This window comes from [Brevibacterium] flavum, from assembly GCF_019317305.1.
Lineage (GTDB): Bacteria > Actinomycetota > Actinomycetes > Mycobacteriales > Mycobacteriaceae > Corynebacterium > Corynebacterium glutamicum.
Genome location: NZ_CP079240.1, coordinates 1,123,115 through 1,142,789, shown reverse-complemented (window position 1 = coordinate 1,142,789; position 19,675 = coordinate 1,123,115). Strand labels below are relative to the sequence as shown.

At 52.9% G+C, this 19,675-nt stretch carries 21 protein-coding genes and 1 tRNA gene; 8 read left to right on the top strand and 14 right to left on the bottom strand.

The window, feature by feature from the left end; translation table 11 throughout:
- Positions 1-321, bottom strand: a complete 321-nt coding sequence (locus KW808_RS05585; protein ID WP_004568151.1) for a hypothetical protein — start codon at positions 319-321, stop codon at positions 1-3.
- Positions 322-360: 39 nt separating this feature from the next.
- Positions 361-1,236 (bottom strand): mycothiol conjugate amidase Mca, encoded by an 876-nt coding sequence (gene mca / locus KW808_RS05580; protein WP_034983949.1) that lies wholly within the window; start codon positions 1,234-1,236, stop codon positions 361-363.
- Between the two features lie 198 nt (positions 1,237-1,434).
- Between mca and KW808_RS05575 the strand changes: the two genes are divergently transcribed.
- The 3 genes from KW808_RS05575 (at position 1,435) to KW808_RS05565 (ending at position 3,099) form a co-directional block, all read left to right on the top strand.
- Entirely contained in the window at positions 1,435-1,920 is a 486-nt protein-coding gene (locus tag KW808_RS05575; RefSeq protein ID WP_003856773.1) for a DUF4307 domain-containing protein, read from the top strand.
- 178 nt (positions 1,921-2,098) lie between these two features.
- The gene (gene greA / locus KW808_RS05570; protein WP_003856772.1) at positions 2,099-2,623 is read left to right on the top strand and encodes a transcription elongation factor GreA; all 525 of its coding nucleotides are present in this window, start codon (positions 2,099-2,101) and stop codon (positions 2,621-2,623) included.
- A 23-nt stretch (positions 2,624-2,646) separates the two neighbouring features.
- Positions 2,647-3,099 carry a hypothetical protein gene (locus KW808_RS05565; protein WP_004568155.1) on the top strand — a complete coding sequence of 151 codons (453 nt, stop codon included), beginning with the start codon at positions 2,647-2,649 and terminating at the stop codon, positions 3,097-3,099.
- A gap of 449 nt (positions 3,100-3,548) precedes the next feature.
- Here the strand turns inward: KW808_RS05565 and KW808_RS05560 are convergent, their stop codons facing one another.
- The 9 genes from KW808_RS05560 to KW808_RS05520 all read right to left on the bottom strand — a co-directional run bounded on the left by KW808_RS05560 (position 3,549) and on the right by KW808_RS05520 (position 10,983).
- On the bottom strand, positions 3,549-4,367 hold the full coding sequence (locus tag KW808_RS05560) for a Bax inhibitor-1/YccA family protein (protein ID WP_004568157.1): 819 nt from the start codon (positions 4,365-4,367) through the stop codon (positions 3,549-3,551).
- Positions 4,368-4,474: 107 nt separating this feature from the next.
- Positions 4,475-5,470: an AraC family transcriptional regulator gene (locus KW808_RS05555; protein WP_004568162.1), complete on the bottom strand. Its 996-nt coding sequence runs from the start codon at positions 5,468-5,470 to the stop codon at positions 4,475-4,477.
- Between the two features lie 158 nt (positions 5,471-5,628).
- The gene (locus KW808_RS05550; protein WP_004568164.1) at positions 5,629-5,961 is read right to left on the bottom strand and encodes a dihydrofolate reductase family protein; all 333 of its coding nucleotides are present in this window, start codon (positions 5,959-5,961) and stop codon (positions 5,629-5,631) included.
- A gap of 413 nt (positions 5,962-6,374) precedes the next feature.
- Positions 6,375-6,448: transfer RNA gene (locus KW808_RS05545), tRNA-Leu, on the bottom strand.
- A 99-nt stretch (positions 6,449-6,547) separates the two neighbouring features.
- Positions 6,548-7,513, bottom strand: coding sequence for an exopolyphosphatase Ppx2 (gene ppx2 / locus KW808_RS05540; protein ID WP_004568167.1), 966 nt, complete (start codon positions 7,511-7,513; stop codon positions 6,548-6,550).
- Positions 7,513-8,067, bottom strand: coding sequence for a DUF501 domain-containing protein (locus KW808_RS05535; RefSeq protein ID WP_034983655.1), 555 nt, complete (start codon positions 8,065-8,067; stop codon positions 7,513-7,515). Before KW808_RS05535 ends, ppx2 begins: the two co-directional genes overlap by 1 nt.
- A gap of 35 nt (positions 8,068-8,102) precedes the next feature.
- Positions 8,103-8,645, bottom strand: a complete 543-nt coding sequence (locus tag KW808_RS05530) for an FtsB family cell division protein (protein WP_004568171.1) — start codon at positions 8,643-8,645, stop codon at positions 8,103-8,105.
- Between the two features lie 89 nt (positions 8,646-8,734).
- Positions 8,735-10,012, bottom strand: a complete 1,278-nt coding sequence (eno, locus tag KW808_RS05525) for a phosphopyruvate hydratase (RefSeq protein WP_003856756.1) — start codon at positions 10,010-10,012, stop codon at positions 8,735-8,737.
- A 206-nt stretch (positions 10,013-10,218) separates the two neighbouring features.
- On the bottom strand, positions 10,219-10,983 hold the full coding sequence (locus tag KW808_RS05520; RefSeq protein WP_004568175.1) for a lytic transglycosylase domain-containing protein: 765 nt from the start codon (positions 10,981-10,983) through the stop codon (positions 10,219-10,221).
- Between the two features lie 330 nt (positions 10,984-11,313).
- Here KW808_RS05520 and KW808_RS05515 point away from each other — a divergent pair, with 330 nt between their 5' ends.
- Complete coding sequence (locus tag KW808_RS05515) at positions 11,314-11,694, top strand: porin (RefSeq protein ID WP_004568176.1); 381 nt, start codon at positions 11,314-11,316, stop codon at positions 11,692-11,694.
- A gap of 137 nt (positions 11,695-11,831) precedes the next feature.
- A complete protein-coding gene (locus KW808_RS05510) occupies positions 11,832-12,203 on the top strand; it encodes a hypothetical protein (RefSeq protein WP_004568177.1) in 372 nt (123 codons plus the stop codon).
- On the opposite strand, the gene KW808_RS05505 is transcribed toward KW808_RS05510, so the two are convergent.
- Genes KW808_RS05505 through KW808_RS05495 form a run of 3 tightly spaced genes read right to left on the bottom strand, consistent with a single transcriptional unit; the run spans position 12,177 to position 14,139 of the window.
- Positions 12,177-12,764 carry a MazG nucleotide pyrophosphohydrolase domain-containing protein gene (locus tag KW808_RS05505; protein ID WP_004568179.1) on the bottom strand — a complete coding sequence of 196 codons (588 nt, stop codon included), beginning with the start codon at positions 12,762-12,764 and terminating at the stop codon, positions 12,177-12,179. The genes KW808_RS05510 and KW808_RS05505 overlap by 27 nt on opposite strands.
- A gap of 48 nt (positions 12,765-12,812) precedes the next feature.
- Entirely contained in the window at positions 12,813-13,847 is a 1,035-nt protein-coding gene (locus KW808_RS05500; RefSeq protein ID WP_034983405.1) for an IS630 family transposase, read from the bottom strand.
- A gap of 52 nt (positions 13,848-13,899) precedes the next feature.
- Complete coding sequence (locus tag KW808_RS05495; protein WP_003863664.1) at positions 13,900-14,139, bottom strand: antitoxin; 240 nt, start codon at positions 14,137-14,139, stop codon at positions 13,900-13,902.
- Positions 14,140-14,239: 100 nt separating this feature from the next.
- Here KW808_RS05495 and KW808_RS05490 point away from each other — a divergent pair, with 100 nt between their 5' ends.
- The 3 genes from KW808_RS05490 to KW808_RS05480 all read left to right on the top strand — a co-directional run bounded on the left by KW808_RS05490 (position 14,240) and on the right by KW808_RS05480 (position 19,622).
- A complete protein-coding gene (locus tag KW808_RS05490) occupies positions 14,240-15,745 on the top strand; it encodes an amino acid permease (RefSeq protein ID WP_003863663.1) in 1,506 nt (501 codons plus the stop codon).
- A gap of 95 nt (positions 15,746-15,840) precedes the next feature.
- A complete protein-coding gene (locus tag KW808_RS05485) occupies positions 15,841-17,121 on the top strand; it encodes an alpha/beta hydrolase (protein ID WP_003863662.1) in 1,281 nt (426 codons plus the stop codon).
- A 2-nt stretch (positions 17,122-17,123) separates the two neighbouring features.
- Positions 17,124-19,622, top strand: a complete 2,499-nt coding sequence (locus KW808_RS05480) for a bifunctional lysylphosphatidylglycerol flippase/synthetase MprF (protein ID WP_034983652.1) — start codon at positions 17,124-17,126, stop codon at positions 19,620-19,622.
- The last annotated feature ends 53 nt before the right edge of the window (positions 19,623-19,675 follow it).

The following is a 19,675-nucleotide window of genomic DNA, read 5'->3' as shown; positions in this document are numbered from 1 at the left end:
TTAAAGGAAGCTCTTTTTGGACTTTTCATTCAAGCCGGCCTCAGCCATTGCCTTGCGAACACCCTCAATATCGAAGGGATCAAGGCCGTTGCGCTCTGCGAAAATACGACGACGATTCATCCGTGACCAGCGTCGGTGGAACGCCCAGCCGAGAACAAGAATGGCAACGAGCATCGCGACGATCAGTAGCAAACCAACCGGCGAGGCCTTTCCAAACTCAGGTCCAAGTGGTCCACCTTGCTGCTGCTGAGCCAAGATGATTGCGTTGGTGTCGTTGTATACGCCGGCAGCTGTATTGAATACAGGGCTGAGGTCAATCACGCCGAAAAGGTCCTTCCTAAAGGATGTGGTCTAACTGCATTATTCTGCATCGGGTGTGATTCCGGCAAACAGGTCATCTTCTGGGATCGACGTCTTCACACGAGTTTTAGCTAATTCGAACTCTTCAGTCGGCCACAGGCGACGCTGCACCTCAACGGGAGTTCCAAAGAAAGCACCCGCAGGATCAATCTGAGTTGCGTGCGCACGCAGGGCGTCATCACGCTGATCAAAGAAGCGCTCACAAGGAACCTGAGTGGTAACTCGAGCCATCACATCAGCCTCATTTGCCTTCCAACGCTCAAGCATCGGGGTGTATGGGCTGGGCTTGCCCTGTTCAATGAGCAGATCATGGAACATTTCCATGCGCTGACGGATAAAGCCGTGGGTGTAATAAAGCTTCAGTGGCTCCCACGGCGCGCCCAACTCAGGTGCATACGCTGCATCGCCAGACTTTTCCCATGCCAGCATGGACACCTCATGAACCTTGAGGTGATCCGGGTGTGGATAACCGCCGTTCTCGTCATAAGTAATGATGGCGTGTGGGCGGAACTCGCGCAGAATCTTCACTAAATCTCGGGTGACTTTATCCGAGTCTTCTAAAGCAAAACAGCCCTCAGGCAGAGGAGGCAAAGGATCACCTTGGGGCAGCCCAGAGTCCTCGTAACCCAGCCATTTATGCTCAGTGCCAAGAATGTCCATGGCCTTCGCCATTTCTTCCTGGCGAACTGCGGAAATATTGTCCAGGATCCCTGGCTTATCCATAGCAGGGTTGAGAATGTCTCCACGCTCACCACCGGTGCAGGTGACAACCATTACTCGATTGCCTTCAGCTGCATAGCGCGCCATGGTTGCTGCGCCCTTGCTTGACTCGTCGTCAGGGTGGGCGTGGATCGCCATTAGGCGTAGACCACTCACGTGTTTCATCCTTTCCTTGAAGCTTTATATGCTTCCGCAGGGTTTAGTTGATGTGTATTGCATTCATGATAGTCGTTTCCGCCGTCATACCTATTTACCCCTTGGACGACCTGGGTTAACAGTTTTTCCTGAGGTGACTAAGATGTATAGGTGACCAACTCGATTCGGCTTTGAAGAGGATGCAGACAGACTTCCATCATGAGTACAAATTCCAACTCTCCATCCAACGCATCAGGCGCTTCGAACATTCCAAACACCCAACGTCCGGCTAGCCGATACAATTCGCCTCGCCCGGAAGCTGCTGCGGGCAGGAACATCAGCGGAAAAATCATCGCAGTCATTGGCGTGCTGCTGGTGATCGCCATTGTGATTGTTGGCGCAAACTTCCTCAAAAACCGCGATGCACAAACAGTGTCCGGCCAAATGGGTTCATTTGAACGCATCGACGACGACACCTTCCGCTTTGAAGTTGACGTCACCCGCGATGACCCAAGCCAAGTCGCCTACTGCATCGTGACCGCAAAGGACTACTCGCACGCAGAAGTCGGGCGTCGAGAAGTGCTTGTGGAGCCCAGCGACCACTCAACGGTGCGTATCTCCACGCTGATCCCCACCCGCGAACCAGCAGTTTCCGGTGGTGTTTACGGTTGTTCAACCGTGATCCCATCACATATGAACCTGTAAAACTAGAAATTTTTGCTGTGCTAAAATCTGCAGCAGAAACGTACGTTGACATTGTCGGTTAATAGTTAACGCAAAAGCTCATACATCTTGGCCCCGGAAAACCGGGGCCAATCTTATGGCTCAAGTCGCTAGTTAGCCGATGATCCACCTCTACTGTTCCCCAGGAGGGTAAGTAATTATGGCAAGTGTAGATAAGCAATACATCACCCCAGAAACCAAGGCCAAGCTGGAGGAAGAGCTCAACGCCCTCATCGCACACCGCCCTGCAGTTGCTGCGGAAATCAATGAGCGCCGTGAAGAAGGCGACCTCAAGGAAAACGCTGGCTATGACGCCGCTCGTGAAATGCAGGACCAGGAAGAGGCCCGCATCAAGCAGATCTCTGAGCTGCTGGCCAACTCCACCACTGAGCGCGAAGGCATCATCGAAGGTGTCGCAAACGTTGGCTCCGTTGTTCACGTCTACTACGACGGCGACGAGAACGACAAGGAAACCTTCCTCATCGGTACCCGTGCTGGCGCTTCCGAGAACCCAGATCTTGAGACCTACTCTGAGCAGTCCCCACTCGGCGCTGCAATTCTCGGAGCTCAGGAAGGCGACACCCGTCAGTACACCGCTCCAAATGGTTCCGTTATCTCCGTAACTGTTGTTTCTGCAGAACCATACAACTCAGCAAAAGCCGCGACACTCCGCGACAAAAACTAACCAAGGATTTAAAAGTCTTCAAAATGACCACTCTTTCACGTAAGTTCTTCGTTTCTGCTACCACAGCCCTGGCGGCAGGCGCACTGGTTGCGTGTTCCCCTAATGAGATTGATTCTGAACTGAAGGTGCCAACGGCAACTGGCGTTTCTCTACCTTCGAAGAACGTTTCCGCGACCTCAACTGTTACTGCAGATGAGGATGCGCCTGGCTACATTGATTGCGTAGCCGCACCAACTCAGCAACCTGCTGAAATCTCACTAAACTGTGCAATGGATATTGATCGGCTCACGGATATTTCTTGGAGCGAATGGGATGCTGATTCCGCAACTGGAACCGGTACCCGCATCGTAACCGCTGCAAATGGTCAAGAGACCGAAACCGAAGATATTGAGGTGGAGCTTTCCTTCCCCACCGAGTCTTCCCAAGGCCTAGTGTTCACTCAGGTCACCGTCGATGGACAGGTCCTCTTCCTCTAATCCTCCATAATTAGAGAGCGTAAGGCCCCTACTTCCTGTTTTAGGAAATAGGGGCCTTTTGTTGTCTTCTCCTGGAGGCTATTTAAGAGGTTTAAATTGTGTCCATGAGTTCGCGTATGGCAATGACAGTTTGAGACGGCCACAGGCGATTCTGAGAGGCCATTTTCTTTGGGCGCCGTGGCAGTTTTTATTGGGTCCCACCGCCGAACTGCATATTCGAACCAAGGAGCGTCAAAAATCGAGCTCGCTTTGGTCTCAAACGCACATTTATCGCGCGTTGAAGTGTGCGTTTGAGACCAAAGAGCCCTCCACAACGCACGTCTTTGGTTTGGATATGACAGGTATCCAAGAACTCGCCCCGCCCCATGCTCACGGAGCCCCCATCAGAAGCCAAAAGACCCCTTCTCTGCCCAAGAAGAACAGGTAGAAGGGGTCTTGTGCTGCGTAAACTAGCGGTTTTGGAAGTAGCTGAGCAGACGCAGGATTTCGGTGTAGAGCCAGACCAAGGTCACTGCAAGACCAAGAGCAACGCCCCATGCCATCTTGGAAGGTGCGCCTTCGCGGACGAGGCGGTCAGCTGCATCAAAATCAGAGAGGAAGCTAAACGCTGCCAGGCCGATGCAGACAAGGGAGAAGATAATCGCAATGATTCCGCCATCACGCAGTGGGCTTGCGCTGCCGGTGAACAACGCCCAGACGACGTTGCCCAGAACAAGCACCAAGACGCCGACCATCATTCCGGTGAGGATGCGGTTGAACTTAGGGGTGACCTTGATAGCCCCAGTCTTGTACACAAACAGCATGCCGATGAATACACCGACGGTGCCTAGGACTGCCTGACCAATGAGCGCACCTGCATCGGAATTACCCACGGTAAAGCCAGACAGCAGAAGGGAGATTCCACCGACGAAGAGGCCTTCGAATGCTGCGTAGATCAAGGTGACAGCGGCAGAACCATACTTCTTACCAAAGGTACTGATCAGCACGGTGATGAAACCACCAATGGCACCCACAAGAGTCAAGATCATGCCCAGGCCTGAACTAGCCAGCCACACGCCAACGTTAATGAGTGCAAAAACGACAATAACCGCGAGAGTGATACCAGTTTTGGTGATCACGTCATCAACGGTCATTGGGCGTTCAGCTTTTTGCGGAGCTGCGTTTTGCTGGTAGACACCACCGAAGTTGTCGTAACCACCGTATGGGTTCTGGCCTTGTGGACGCTGGGTTTCCTTAAGGGAACTAAAAACGGGATTGCTGCTTCGCACGGAGTCCCCGATCCTTTCAGTTGATTTTCATCGTTCAATGAAGTCAACGCATCAAGGATCAGGAAAGTTCCCCACGTGAGAAACTATTTTTCTAACCTTTACTACCCTTACATTTTCACTGGGATCGGGGTGTTTAGTAGTTCCTCACTAAGCTGCGACCATTCAGACTGTTCCAACGCGGTAAGAGCTTTTTGCTGCTGGTTATTAACAGCTACAACGAGAGCAAGGTCCATTCCCCACTCATCAAGACCAACGGGTACTGGGAACGCAATGGAACCAGAGGCAACATCAATACGTGTCTGGGTTCCAGCTGGGATGGTCACCATGTCGCCTTGGCCCATGAATCGGCAGTAGCCGGGGGTGGTGACGGTTGCGGTTCCGCTGTAAATCCACAGCTGCTGGTCCTGATGCGCTTCGGCAAACGTGGTGGTTGCTGGGATGCGTGGTGGGTGACCTGCGGAGCCCATGCCGATCTGTCCAGTAGTAAAGGTGGACGGAGTTGCACCGGTGTGGCGTCGAAAAGCTCTGGTCAAGCTGCTGGTCGCGGCGAACCCGACGAGGTTCGCAACCACTGAAATGCTGAAGTCGTGGGCCAGCAGGCTCGCGGCGACGCAGACGCGCTGCGCAGCACGCCATTCGCTGAATGAATAGCCCGTGGATTTGAGGAACTGGCGCTGCAAAGTACGCGCCGAAACGCCTTGGATCTCCGCGAATTCTTCCAAACTGGTCTGATCCGCAGGGTTGGACACCAGCACCTGCGCCACTGCGCGCGCTTTACGCGAAGCTGGCAGCGGAGGGGTGGGCACGCGGTCGGTGAACAGGCGCGCGATGTCTGGCGACAGGGTCTCTTTACCGAACAGCGAGCGACTGTATTCAAAGGTCAGACGATCATTCCACACGTGACCCAAGTGGATGCGGCGCGCAGGTCCCATGATGTTGAGGGTCTCAAAGCAGATGTTGAGAACAAGTCCTTGAGAATCATCGGCAACCTGGACTTCCTCAGGCGCGAACAGCAGGTCACCTGCGACGAGAGTGAAAATTCTCTCGCCAAAACGAACTGTTGACACACCGGAATGGCACCACAACAAGCTGGCAGAACTCATATCTCATCCTCACTACAAGCAAATTTCACAATGTAGGTTACGCTAACCTCACATCTTCGAAATGATGTTACATTCCAGATGCGAAGTATTGCAAGAGACTAATTCAGCTATAGGCCTTTTGAAAGCATTTTGCTTTTCGACGCGACCTTCACCTTCCATTACGGGGTCGCTGCATCCACAGGACCATTGACCCCGTAACACATCCAGACGCTTCCATCTTGAAGTGGTTCCACGCTTGTTAGTGGAAAACCAATCGACAACGGTGTCGAGTAGTTCTCATCAGCTTCAAACAGCGAGTGCGTGTACTTTTCACGATCGGCGACTGGCATCATTATAATGTTAACTTCATCACATTGATCATCGTGGAGCATGGACCAGTTCAGGGTTCCTCCACCACGGAAGATAATTTCCTTAGTGTGAAAGATTTCGTCAATTTTGCACACCGCTTCAGCGATATCCAGCTGTTCTTCTCCGGAAATAATGTAGGACACTCTCACCGATCAGCGGCGACAGCTCGAATTTGGCGAACTTGAAATGCTTTTCCCTTCCGGTGCCTGCACCTACTTATGGGAAAACAACTTCAATCGTTGGCTAAGGAAATGGCCCGGTAAAAACTTCGATTGAGTGACCATCCACACCTTGAGAAAAACACTTGGTTCTCTCATTGCCGATGAGCTCGGACCATCGAAGGCGACTGATGCTTTAGGTCACGCTGATTCACGTCTTACCGAGACGTGTATTACGAGCGTAACCGGGTTAGTGTGCCTATCGGTGAGGTGGTCGATGACGTCCTAAAAGTGTCCTAAAAGTGTCCAGGTAATATTCAAAACCAGGAAAACTAGAACTTAACGAAAAAAGTTCCAACCACTCTGACCTGGAACGATCAGAATGATTGGAACATTTGTGCCCCCAGTGGGACTCGAACCCACACTGTATTGATTTTAAGTCAACCGCCTCTGCCGATTGGGCTATGGGGGCAAGCAGCATTGTCAGGATACATATGTATGCTTCCAATGCCATTTACTTGGTGCTTACACATCATAGAACATGATGCCCCAGTGGTTTAAAACTAGGGTCCTATTTCTTCAAAGAGTCGGCTTCTACCAGGCCAAGGATGAGGCCGTCGAGGATGTCTTTTTCGGAAATAATGATGTAGTCTACGCCGGCTTCTTTGGAGGCTAAGTCGATCGCTGCTTGGACAACAACGGATCCGCCACCGATGACGTCGGCGCGACCTGGATCAACAACTGGGTTGCTGGCGCGCTGTGATGATGATTCTGAAATGATCTCATCGGTGACAACTCGCAGTGCATCGAAGTTGAGTGCAGAGAGGTGGATCGCGTCGCGGTCGTAGCTTTCTAGGCCTTGCACCCAGGCGGAGATTGTGGTGAAGGTGCCTGCGCATCCCACAAAGGTTTTTGCCTTTGAAATTGGGACGATGGCTTTTACTTCCTGGATGCGTTCTGCAACGTAGTCGCGGGCGATTTCCACTTCGGTTTCAGTCGGTGGGTCGCTGCGCATGATTCGTTCGGTCAGGCGCACGCATCCCATTTGGGTTGAGTGGGAGCCTAGGATTTCACCGTCGTAGGTGCCGACGATGAATTCAGTAGATCCACCGCCAAGGTCGATAACACAGAAAGGACCTTGGTCTTCAGGCAGGTCAACGATTGCGCCTCGGAAGGACAGCAGAGCTTCCTCTTCGCCGGAAATTACTTCAGCTTGGTATCCAGGACGGATCTTGGACAGAAGCTGGCGGGTCATCGAAAAGAATTCATCGCGGTTGGACGCATCGCGGGTTGCGGAGGTGGCCACCATTCGTACGGCCTCTACCCCATGGGTTTCCATGAGTTCAACGTAGTTTTCCAAAGCGACACGAGTGCGCTCGATTGCCTCGGGGTCTAGTTGACCGGTGGCGTCGACGCCTTTGCCCAGGCGAACGATGGTGTTTTCACGGGTGATCTCTTTGAATCCCTCAGGAGTGACTTCAGTGATCAGGAGGCGGATGGAGTTTGTTCCGCAATCGATGGCCGCGTAACGGGTCATTAAGCCCCACCTGCTCGGGAGAAATCAAAGTCCTCCATGTTGATGCCCAGGTCTTGTACTGTTGGCCAGTCCTCTGGGATGGCGGTACCGCGGAGGTCGCCGTGTTCGGCAGCCATTGCTACTGCTTCGGTGCCGAGACGGAAATGGTCTGGGCCTTCTGCCAGTGCATAGGCGATGAGGACGTGGAGGCACTTCACGCGGTCAGGCATGCCACCGCCGGAAAAATCCGTGCCGAGATCTTCAATTGCGTTGCGCTTTGCCAGGAAGTGCTCGTGGGCGCGCTGGTAGTCGGCACGAAGCTCTTCGTCGGTGGAAAGGCGATCAGTCATCCACTTCATTACCAATGCGACCTCGAGGCGGGATGCCTCGGTGGTCAGGCGTGGATCTGTCAAGTAGTACAGGGTTGGGAATGGGGTTCCGTCATCCAGTTTTGGTGCGGTCATCACCACACCGGGTACTCCATCAGGGCTGCGGTAAGAAATATCGAGGACACCTCGTGGGGCCCTTCCCAATTGCTCTTCGACAGCTTTCAGATCTGCTTCATTCACACTCATGTCTTCTATTCTGTCATGAGTCTGTGTCTAAAGCGCTATTGCACAGGTGCTTCCTCAGTTGGTGCAAGTGTTGGAACTTCTCCCTCAACTGCTGGTGGCGCAATTTCCACTTCGCCGAGTGCTTCTGGCTTGGTGACTGAGTCCCAGAGGTTTTCATACCAAGCTCCCAGTGGTTCCTCTTCGTTGCCGTCAGAGGTGACTGAGGTGTCGGTATCTAGTGCTGGGTCCACGATTCTGAACGCGGTTTCTCCAGGTTCAATGACGCCTAGGCGCAGGCGTGCTTGTTCGCGGATGTACGCCTCTGATTGGTACCTGTTGAGGTCAGATTCCAGTTGTTTGATCTGTTGTTCTTTGGCTTCAATGGAGGCCTCTGTTTGGGCGATGTCGGAGCGCAGCTGAAAATAGTTACGCACAGGAATCGCGATGACAAACAGGATGAGAAGAACTACGAGTGCGATTGCACCGATGCCGACGGCACCCAATCTAAATGGGGCGCGGGTAGCAGAAACTGACTCTGAAGCACGTTCCCTGCTTGAGACAGGAACAAGGCCTTTATGAGTTTTCTTCTGCTTTGCCATAATCCTCGATCATAGTCACACCAGTAACAGTAGTAAGGCAACGACGCCCGGCAACCTTGAGGTTACCGGGCGTCGAAAAGCGCTTTTATTTAGCCCTGAAAGCGTGGGAATGCGCTGCGACCTGCGTAGACGCCGGCGTCGCCAAGCAGCTGCTCGATGCGGAGAAGCTGGTTGTACTTTGCGACACGGTCGGAACGTGCTGGAGCACCAGTCTTGATCTGGCCACAGTTGAGTGCAACTGCGAGGTCAGCAATGGTGGTGTCCTCGGTCTCACCGGAACGGTGGGACATCATGGAGGTGTAGCCTGCGCGGTGAGCCATGTCGACAGCGTCGAAGGTCTCGGTGAGGGTACCGATCTGGTTCACCTTAACCAGGATGGAGTTGGCAGCCTTCTTAGCGATGCCCTCCTTCAGGCGCTCAGGGTTGGTGACGAAGAAGTCGTCGCCAACGATCTGAACCTTGTCACCGATGGTTGCGGTGAGGTTGGTGTAACCCTCCCAGTCATCTTCTTGCAGTGGGTCCTCGATGGAGACGATTGGGTACGCGTCAACGAGCTCAGCGTAAACGTTTGCCATCTCAGCTGCGGAGTGCTGGCCACCTTCGAAGTGGTAGGTGCCGTCCTTGAAGAACTCAGAGGAAGCAACGTCCAGAGCAAGAGCGATGTCCTTGCCTGGGGTGAAGCCAGCCTTCTCGATTGCCTCAACGATAAGGTCAAGAGCCTCACGGGTGGAGCCGACGGAAGGAGCGAAGCCGCCCTCATCGCCAAGTCCGGTGGACAGGCCCTTTTCCTTGATGACGGACTTCAGTGCGTGGTAGACCTCTGCGCCGTTGCGGAGAGCCTCAGAGAAGGTCTCTGCACCGATTGGAGCGATCATGAATTCCTGAACGTCAACACCGGAGTCAGCGTGAGCGCCACCGTTGATGATGTTCATCATTGGAACTGGAAGAACGTGTGCGTTTGGTCCACCGATGTAGCGGAACAGTGGGAGGCCTGCGGAATCAGCAGCAGCCTTTGCAACAGCCATGGAAACACCAAGGATTGCGTTTGCACCCAGGCGGGACTTGTTGGCGGTGCCATCAAGCTTGATCATTGCTTCGTCGATGAGGCGCTGATCGTCAGCCTCTAGGCCAGCGAGCTCGTCGCCGATTTCTTCGTTGACGTTTTCAACTGCCTTCAAAACGCCCTTGCCCAGGTAGCGATCGCCACCGTCACGCAGCTCATGAGCCTCGTGGACGCCGGTGGATGCGCCGGATGGAACACCTGCGACACCGTGGGAACCGTCATCCAGGAAAACCTCTGCCTCGACGGTTGGGTTACCGCGGGAGTCGAGAATTTCGCGAGCGAATACGTGCATGATTTCAGCCACTGTGGCCTCCTATGCCAACTTGGGAGCTAACTAGAATTATTCACGTGATCAAATGTCTTCAATCACGTCTACACCCAATTGTTGCACGAATCTTGTTTCGATGAGGCAATCAGTTGAAATTAGTGGCGAAAACTACCCATATCCCCAGCCCGCACGTGTCCGACCGGACATAATCTCACATTTTCGGGGGTTGCGCTTGTTAAGTTTTAGATCGCCGGCTGTCGTAAAGCGTAGGACGCGGCAGCATCTCGAACGTCCATCAAATACTGATTAGACATGTTGTAAGAATGAACAGCTGCGGTCCATCCTTCAGGAGTGGACAAGTCACGATCGTTGGAACACAACAGGTTTGCGGCACTCAATGCTGCGTCATCAATTTGGTTGGGGTCCGCTACCCCATCACCGTTTGCATCCAATCCCATAAGTCGCCACGTTTCCGGAATGAATTGCATGGGACCTACCGCGCGATCATATTCAGTATCGCCATCTAATTCCCCACCATCAGTGTCGGGAATTTCCGCAAACCCCGGTGAACCATCAAGTGGAACGCCGATGATTGGAGGGGTTGCAACTCCATTTTCATCCAGGGAACTGCCCCCGAACATTTTGCCGTTGTAGGTACCGTGACGGGTTTCCACCTGGCCGATACCTGCCAAGGTATTCCACCCCAGATTGCAGCCAGGCCACGCAGTACTCGCAATGAGCTCTGCGTTTCCATAAGCCGCAATCGCTTGAGCGGACACACCAGTATCTTGAGCAATTGGTTCCGCCCAAAAACGCAAATGATCTGACGTGCGTCCATCTGCCCCTGTATCAATTTGCGGAACTTCTACACCACGCGCCGGCGGAACATCTTCAGGGATTTGCTGGAGTTGGCGAATAGGTGCCGTTCCATCCATGAAGCTAAGCGCCCATCCAACAAATGAGATAACCATGATGACGGCCAAAACCGAACCGCATCCAAATCCCATTGCTTTTCTAACCCCTGAACTCATGAGGGTCGATGTTACCGGCTCGTTTTAGAACTCTCGCATTGGCTAGAAAAACCTGATTACTTCACGCCTCTTTAAGTAAAAAATCCTGTGTCTTTCTAACCAAAAGACCCAAAAAGACACGCTAAATCAGCCTCCTATGCAATTAGTAGAGGATTCACATAGACCATGCCCTAACCCATTTCCCCGATTGAAACTTCATTAAATCCACTGGTAGAAGCTTTGATGATCTACATCACAAATTTACAATGTGTGGTGAGTTATTCATATTACCCAAGGACTTAAACCTTAAAAGGAGCCCTAAAAATCATGAAGCTTTCACACCGCATCGCAGCAATAGCAGCAACCGCAGGCATCGCAGTGGCAGCATTCGCAGCACCTGCTTCCGCATCCGACTTCGCAAACCTATCCTCCACCAACAAGGATCTGTCCACTCAGTACGACTGGGTTGCTTGCGGCATCCTTGAGGGTGGCCTCAAAGCAGCTGGCGTCCTTGAAGAAGGCCAGTACAACCGTGAGCTTGCAGAGGCAATCACTGCAAAGGGTGAAGGTTTCTGGACCACTCAGTTCCCACAAATCGGTGATTGGAACGAAGATCAGGCAGCAGCACTTGCCGACCGCGCACAGACCTGTGGCTTAGTTAAGGCTGATACTTACCTTTCCGAGCTGTCCTCCAACTTCTCTTCCTAAAAGGTTCGGGGGTAACCCCAAAAATCACTTAAGTCACAACAGTCACATAAATCACTTCAGTAACGTATGATTTTGGACTGTTGTGGCTTTTGCCATATCTACTTCATTTTCATCTCAGTGATCTCTTAAGGAAACCCATGAAGAAACTACGTTTCGCCACCATCGCTGCCGCTACCGTTGCCCTGACTGCGAGCCTTACCCCCTCAGCTTCCGCACAGGGCGTCAACGAAATGATCGATAACTTTGATTGCGGCCTGCTCCAAACCACTATCTACACCACCGGTCTGGCTCATGAGAACTCCACTCGCTCAGAGCTCGCCGCAACCCTGCGTGACTCCGCAGCGGTCAGCCAGCTTCCAACACCAATGAACATTGTTGGAGTCGCGTACTCCGAGCGCATCGCTAACCGCGCACTGACCTGCGGAATCGTGAAGGAAGATCCACAGGACTTCCTCTCCCAGCTGCAGCTTCTGTCCTCTAACCTATCTTCTTCCTTCTTCACTGCTTAGTTTCTCTTGGGCTTTCCCTTGAGCCCACAGCCGCTGCTGCTCGTCGGTGTCCACAATTCCGGTGGAGCCGTCGAACAGGTACGGCGAACGAGATTGCATCTTGGCTACGAAACTCGCCGCCACGTCAAAAATGTCGAATCGACCCTGACGGGCGGCGATTTCTGCATGAAAAAGCACCTGCAGCAAAACATCCCCCAGTTCGCTTCTCATGTGTTCATCATCGCCACCATGAATCGCTTCAATAAACTCCTGCGATTCTTCTTCCAGATACGGAATCAAACTCTCATGGGTTTGCGTGCGTTCCCACTCGCCGCGGCCCACGGCCGCCCGCATGACGCCGACGGCCTCATGCAAAGGGTTGAGGGGCGCGTCGATAAGCAGCGTGCTTTGCGGTTTTGCGGTGATAAACCAGGAGGCGCTTGTCGACGTCTTGATCCCCCATTTTTCAATATCAAATGGAAAATCGGGATCGATAGAAACAGGTTCACCCCGCCCAAGAACAGCCTCGAGGAAAGAGACTGGAAGGACGGGGTGTTTAGGATCAACAACTACGACGCGCATGACGCCTAATACTATAGCTCTCTCAAAACAAAAGCTTCACCCAGCAAGTCAGATCCGGTAGGAAAAAGTCGATGAACCGATAAATGTCTCGAACCCCACCACCGTGTCTTCAAACACGAGCCGCTGCCGGTTACTGATCGCTGCTTTCGCCTCATTCCACACCTTCTCAATCGGATTATGATCCGGGGCATACGGTGGCAACCACACCAGGTGCACGTTGGCCAACGCATTGCCCTCCCCAAGATGCTCGCGGAGTTTCTTCGACCTATGCCACCTCGCGTTATCCCACACCACGGTGATCTTTTTCCCTGGATGCCTGCCCACTAAGGTGGTGAGTGCCTCGATGATGGTTTCAGTGTTTTGCCACTCCAACCGCAATAGATCCACCTCACCGGTGGTCTGGGATAAAAACCCAATATAGGACTGGGCCTGACGCACACGATCCACACTTAAGGTGGTGGGCTGGCCTATGTGTACCCAAGCTTTGCGTACTTCTGCTTCATGTTCGATGCGGACTTCATCAGCAGCAAAAACCACCTGGCCTGGATCATTAAGTGCTTCTGCGATCTCGTCACGGATCTGGGACATCCGGGCGTTGATTTCTGCGTCACTGCCGCGGCGTTTATCGAAGACCTGGGGATATTTAAAGCTTAGGCCCGCGTGGCGAAGTAACAGGTGGTAGGTGGTGTCAGAGTCGTAGATGACATCAAACTGGCTGGTTATCCAGTCTTTTAAGTGTGGCACGGTCCAGAACTGGGCGGGGATATCCTGTGCAGAGGGCGGTGTGGATAACACTGTGGCTATCTCATGGCGTTGTGTGAGGGTGAGTTTGGATGCATTCGTGTTGGCTGCGTGGCCGGTGTAGAGGCTGGCCATTCTGATGCGTTGGTAGTCTTTCGCCCACGTTGTCACGGTCGAGGGTCGGCGGTCTAAAAAGTCTGCGATGAAGTTAATGTCGATGTTGCCGTTGAGCAGTAGGAGTGCTTCTGCCTTGTGTTGGACGAGGCTGAATCGGGAGCGTTTGTAGCTTTTGAGGATGGTGATTTCCTCGTCGGTGAGGGCAATTTTCGGGGCTGCGACCATAGTTGAAAAGTCAACAACCCCGGCGAGGTGGATCAGTGGTCAAACACGCTAATCAGGAAGCTTTTGTTTTGGGAGAGCTATAGTTGGCTGGATTCTCTTCGCCGCCGTTGTTTTTGCCAATGCGCTCATCGACAGCGTCACGGACCTTGTTAATCTGATCCGCTTTGTCTTCACCGAGGAGACCCTTAGCTTTGTCTGCGGCCTTATCCAGCAGTCCATCGGACTTCTGCTCGCCTGAATCAGAGTCGAGGAATTCGGTTGCCTTCTTCTTAGCTTCGTCAAAAATACCCATGGTCTCCAGCCTTTCTAAACAATTCATCTGCACTTGATTAATTGACACCAAGATTACGCGAAGTTTAGCGACTTCGCCGTACGTCAACTACGTTAAATGAGTGAATACTCAAACAGATTCTGCGAGGTCTCAAGGTGCAGCGGCCACAAGTCGTACTGTATCTATTAGAACCCTCATCGCGCTGATCATCGGATCGACCGTCGGCGCTGGAATTTTCTCCATCCCTCAAAACATCGGATCAGTCGCAGGTCCCAGCGCGATGCTCATCGGCTGGCTGATCGCCGGTGTGGGCATGTTGTCCGTAGCGTTCGTGTTCCACGTTCTTGCCCGCCGTAAACCTCACCTCGATTCTGGCGTCTACGCATATGCGCGTGTTGGATTGGGCGATTATGTAGGTTTCTCCTCCGCTTGGGGTTATTGGCTGGGTTCAGTCATCGCCCAAGTTGGCTACGCAACGTTATTTTTCTCCACGTTGGGCCACTACGTACCGCTGTTTTCCCAAGATCATCCATTTGTGTCAGCGTTGGCAGTTAGCGCTTTGACCTGGCTGGTGTTTGGAGTTGTTTCCCGAGGAATTAGCCAAGCTGCTTTCTTGACAACGGTCACCACCGTGGCCAAAATTCTGCCTCTGTTGTGCTTCATCATCCTTGTTGCATTCTTGGGCTTTAGCTGGGAGAAGTTCACTGTTGATTTATGGGCGCGTGATGGTGGCGTGGGCAGCATTTTTGATCAGGTGCGCGGCATCATGGTGTACACCGTGTGGGTGTTCATCGGTATCGAAGGTGCATCGGTATATTCCCGCCAGGCACGCTCACGCAGTGATGTCAGCCGAGCTACCGTGATTGGTTTTGTGGCTGTTCTTCTTTTGCTGGTGTCGATTTCTTCGCTGAGCTTCGGTGTACTGACCCAACAAGAGCTCGCTGCGTTGCCAGATAATTCCATGGCGTCGGTGCTCGAAGCTGTTGTTGGTCCATGGGGTGCCGCATTGATTTCGTTGGGTCTGTGTCTTTCGGTTCTTGGGGCCTATGTGTCCTGGCAGATGCTCTGCGCAGAACCACTGGCGTTGATGGCAATGGATGGCCTCATTCCAAGCAAAATCGGGGCCATCAACAGCCGCGGTGCTGCCTGGATGGCTCAGCTGATCTCCACCATCGTGATTCAGATTTTCATCATCATTTTCTTCCTCAACGAGACCACCTACGTCTCCATGGTGCAATTGGCTACCAACCTATACTTAGTGCCTTACCTGTTCTCTGCCTTTTATCTGGTCATGCTGGCAACACGTGGAAAAGGAATCACCCACCCACATGCCGGCACACGTTTTGATGATTCCGGTCCAGAGATATCCCGCCGAGAAAACCGCAAACACCTCATCGTCGGTTTAGTAGCAACGGTGTATTCAGTGTGGCTGTTTTACGCTGCAGAACCGCAGTTTGTCCTCTTCGGAGCCATGGCGATGCTTCCCGGCTTAATCCCCTATGTGTGGACAAGGATTTATCGTGGCGAACAGGTGTTTAACCGCTTTGAAATCGGCGTGGTTGTTGTCCTGGTCGTTGCTGCCAGCGCGGGCGTTATTGGTTTGGTCAACGGATCACTATCGCTTTAAGCAATCGCTTTAAGCACCGGAACCTTCCTGCTAGTTCACCAAGATTTTTAAGTTTTACCGCAATTTCTTGAGAGCTTTGGGAGGATAATGGCGGTGTGAATGAATGGCGAACAGTCTCGCTTGTAGATTCCACGGCGCTGACCGTGATCATCAGTGTGGCCGTGTTTACTTCTGCTGTGGCTCTGCTCGGAGTTGTGAAAAAGCGCTCTCGGTGGCGGGTTCTCGGAGCTCTCATCTCCTCAGCAGTTCTCACCAGTGGCGCATGGGTGGTTATTGAAAAGCTGTGGAAGCCTTTCCCCGACCCCAATCCGTGGACCATCTATCTTTCCGCTGGTTTGGCGGTTTTTCCTCTGTTGAGCATCTTGTTCCGCACTGGTCGTACAAGAATACTGATGGCTACACTCACCGTGATTGCACTGGTTAATACGGCCGCAGTCATCAATGTCATCTACCAGCCATACCCGACGTTGGGTTCTTTCAATCCCGTGCCAACGGCTGTGTCCATGTCGTATGCAGATTTTGAATCTCAGACCACTGCCCCGACGATGGATGACCGTGAAGTCGGTGCCCTTGTGCAGGTGCCGCTAGCTGGAACAACAGATGATTCCACCTCCGACTTTGATGCGCGCGATGCCTACGCCTATATTCCGCCTGCGTATTGGGATAATCCTTCCCTACAACTGCCAGTTTTGGTTCTCATGCCCGGAAACCCCGGCCAGCCAGATCAGTGGTTTAGCAGTGGAAATGCCGATCAAACAGCAGATAATTTCCAAGCAACCCACGATGGCATCAGCCCCATTGTCATCAGCGTGGATGGCACAGGATCATTCAGCGGAAACCCTGCTTGCGTGGATTCTGATGCCCAAAGCGTGATGACATATCTATCCCACGATGTCCCCATGTTGATCAAACAGAAATTCCGAGTCAATCAGGATCAGCGCACCTGGACAATTGGTGGTTTAAGTTACGGCGGCACCTGTGCTTTGCAGATCATGACCAATCACCCCGAAGCGTATGGTTCTTTCCTTGACTTCTCGGGCCAGAAAGAACCAACACTTGGCACACGCCAGCAAACTGTTGATCAGCTTTTCGGCGGCGATGAAGACGCATTCAAAGCCGTTAATCCGGAAGATCTGCTCAATCAAGCAATCAGCTCAGGAGCGCATACCTACAGCGGGATTTCGGGCAAGTTTATTGCTGGTAGCAACGATAAAAGTGCAGTGAGCGCGCTGTCTCATCTTGATAATTTGAGCAATCAGGCGGGCATGTCCACCACCTTTGATACCGTGGCCGGTGGACATTCCTTCCAGGTGTGGCGCGTGGCTTTAGCGAATACTTTTGATTGGGTTGCCAAGCGCGGCGGATTGCAGGTTTAACAATGAAAGACGCTTCACAGTCCTACTTATTATTCGGTCTGAGATGGCTGGGCAGGTCCCTGCGTTTAGCACCGTTAAGCCTGCTCATGATCGTTGTCATGTGGGGTTTGAGGGAAGTGTTTGGCGCCGAAGATCCCGCAAATAGCTCTTTGGTAGACAACCTTGGGCTCACCCTGCCGTGGTCTCTTAATGATCCGCATTTTCTCACCGCAGGGTTTAGCGCTTCCACCACCACAGCAGCGCTCATGTCCACGTTGTGGATCATCGTGTTTGCGGTGCCCTCTGAACGGATTCTGGGCAGCCTCAAATTCGCGATCACAGCAGCGCTTATCCACATCACTTCCATTCCGCTGGGCATCGGCATCGCCCACCTCATCGAAGAAGCCGATCTCAACCCCTGGGGCAACAACATGTTGGCCGATGTGCTGCTCACCCCAGATTTCTGGGTCTTCGGCGTCGCCGCTTTCGCATCCGCCTCCATGCCACTGCTCTGGCGACGGCGCACCCGGTTGTTCCTCTTTACTATCACCTTGACGCTGCTGCTTTATACGGGCACGCTTGCCGACGTCACGATGCTCACCGCGACCATCATCGGCAGCGTTGCCGGCGAGCTGAACAGGCATCGGAAAACTCCAGGTGGACGCTGGCTTCCCGGTTCCCTCACCGTGCGTGAAGCGCGCATTATGACGGCCATTTTGATCACCGTTGTGGCGGCAGGCCCAGTGCTCGCTGCGCTTAATCCACTCACCCACGGCCCGTTTTCCAGTGCAACGGAATTGATCTGGCAGCCCCTTGTCACTGAAGAACACATGCATCACCTCTGCCACACAGACAGCACCTCTGATGCATGCCAAGGTGCGCTTGATCAGCTCCAACAGCATGGTGTTGGCCCTTCCGTTGCCAACCTGATTCCACTGATCCTCACCATGGTCCTTGCGATGGGGCTTAGCCGTGGACGTCGACTTGCATGGATTTTGGCGGTTTTGGCCCAGCTCATTTCCATCGCAGTATTGATGTTCCAGCTGACCAAACTTTCTGCCGATTCCACCGATCTTCTGTGGTCAGTCAATGCATTTAGCGTGATTGTTCCTTGGCTGGTGGCGCTCGCCGTCTTGGTGTTTTCCCGCCGTGCATTCCAGGTGAAGATTGATACCACCCGGATTTCTAAATCCTTAGGCGCTCTCATGGTTACATGGTTGGCAACGGCAGCATTGTGGATCCTTGCCACATTGTTCCTGCCACACGCATTCCACCCACATCCAACATTGGGGCTGGCTTTCAAAGAACTCCCCTTCCGCTATCTCCCACCAACCATCGATACGGTGTTGAGCCATCAACTCTTCCCCAGAAGCCCTGTGGGGTGGGCAGTGTTTGAATGGACTGGAACGCTATTCTGGCTGGTCGTAGCAGCAACTCTTTATCATCTGCTCATGGGTGTGCCCAGCAACAAGGCACACGAGGACCAAGAAAACGCAGCGACTCTCCTGCGCTCTGGCAGCGGCGATCACTTGTCCTGGATGACCATTTGGGGTGGCAATACGTATTGGTGGGCACCAGAAAACGCAGGATATGTGGCCTACCGCGTGAAAAGGGGCATCGCAATTACATTGGGTGAGCCTATTCTGGGTCCGGATTCATCCGTCTCTAAAGCAGAGCTGGCCGCACAGTTTGAAGAATTTGCCAGCAACCAAGGCTGGATTGTTGCGTGGTATTCCGTTGGTGAAGAATTCTCAAAGGAACGCATCAACGCTGGCCACCACACACTTCGTGTGGCTGAAGAAGCAGTCTTAAGCTCAGCTAATGCGGATTTCAAAGGTAAGCACTTCCAAAATGTCCGCACCGCCCGAAACCGCGCAGCCAAAGAAGGCGTAAGTTCCATCTGGACGACCTGGGCTGATTTGAGTGCCGAAATGCAGCATAAGATCATCACGCTGTCGGAAGAATGGGTCTCTGATAAAGCCTTGCCGGAGATGGGCTTTACGCTTGGAACTGTCAACGAGCTCTCAGATCCAGATACCTATCTTCTTCTCGCAATTGATGAGGAGGAACACCTGCACGGTGTGACCAGTTGGTTGCCGGTCTATGAAAAAGGGCGCATCGTCGGCTACACACTTGATGTGATGCGCCGCGATCCGCAAGGCTTTAAATCTGTCATCGAGTTTCTCATTTCCGAGGCCGTTGTTATCGCAAGGGATCACGATCTGGAATGGATGTCGATGTCCGGCGCTCCTTTGAGTACGCCCCCAGGTGTGGCCGACGACGGCACCATCGGACAAATTTTGGAGCTTTTGGGCCGAACAATGGAACCGTTCTACGGTTTCCGTTCTCTCGCTGCGTCCAAGAACAAATTCCACCCAGAACACCACGGTTGGTACTTGTGTTACCGCGATGAATTATCGTTACCAAGCATTGGCCTTGCCGTTGCTGCCTGCTACCTCAACGAGTTTCCGCTGCCGAATTGGCTGAAAAAGACCGCCACTTCCGCCCCAAGCCACAGCTAGAAAAACGCGTAACCTTGGTGAGAAACCATGAACTGAAAAATCAGTTCGTGGCC

Bases quoted from the DNA above. Each gene is read 5' to 3' on its own strand.
- KW808_RS05575 (WP_003856773.1), top strand. From the start codon at position 1,435: ATGAGTACAAATTCCAACTCTCCATCCAACGCATCAGGCGCTTCGAAC.
- greA (WP_003856772.1), top strand. From the start codon at position 2,099: ATGGCAAGTGTAGATAAGCAATACATCACCCCAGAAACCAAGGCCAAG.
- KW808_RS05565 (WP_004568155.1), top strand. From the start codon at position 2,647: ATGACCACTCTTTCACGTAAGTTCTTCGTTTCTGCTACCACAGCCCTG.
- KW808_RS05555 (WP_004568162.1), bottom strand. From the start codon at position 5,470: ATGAGTTCTGCCAGCTTGTTGTGGTGCCATTCCGGTGTGTCAACAGTT.
- ppx2 (WP_004568167.1), bottom strand. From the start codon at position 7,513: ATGACCCGTTACGCGGCCATCGATTGCGGAACAAACTCCATCCGCCTC.
- KW808_RS05535 (WP_034983655.1), bottom strand. From the start codon at position 8,067: ATGAGTGTGAATGAAGCAGATCTGAAAGCTGTCGAAGAGCAATTGGGA.
- KW808_RS05530 (WP_004568171.1), bottom strand. From the start codon at position 8,645: ATGGCAAAGCAGAAGAAAACTCATAAAGGCCTTGTTCCTGTCTCAAGC.
- KW808_RS05520 (WP_004568175.1), bottom strand. From the start codon at position 10,983: ATGGGATTTGGATGCGGTTCGGTTTTGGCCGTCATCATGGTTATCTCA.
- KW808_RS05515 (WP_004568176.1), top strand. From the start codon at position 11,314: ATGAAGCTTTCACACCGCATCGCAGCAATAGCAGCAACCGCAGGCATC.
- KW808_RS05510 (WP_004568177.1), top strand. From the start codon at position 11,832: ATGAAGAAACTACGTTTCGCCACCATCGCTGCCGCTACCGTTGCCCTG.
- KW808_RS05505 (WP_004568179.1), bottom strand. From the start codon at position 12,764: ATGCGCGTCGTAGTTGTTGATCCTAAACACCCCGTCCTTCCAGTCTCT.
- KW808_RS05500 (WP_034983405.1), bottom strand. From the start codon at position 13,847: ATGGTCGCAGCCCCGAAAATTGCCCTCACCGACGAGGAAATCACCATC.
- KW808_RS05495 (WP_003863664.1), bottom strand. From the start codon at position 14,139: ATGGGTATTTTTGACGAAGCTAAGAAGAAGGCAACCGAATTCCTCGAC.
- KW808_RS05480 (WP_034983652.1), top strand. From the start codon at position 17,124: ATGAAAGACGCTTCACAGTCCTACTTATTATTCGGTCTGAGATGGCTG.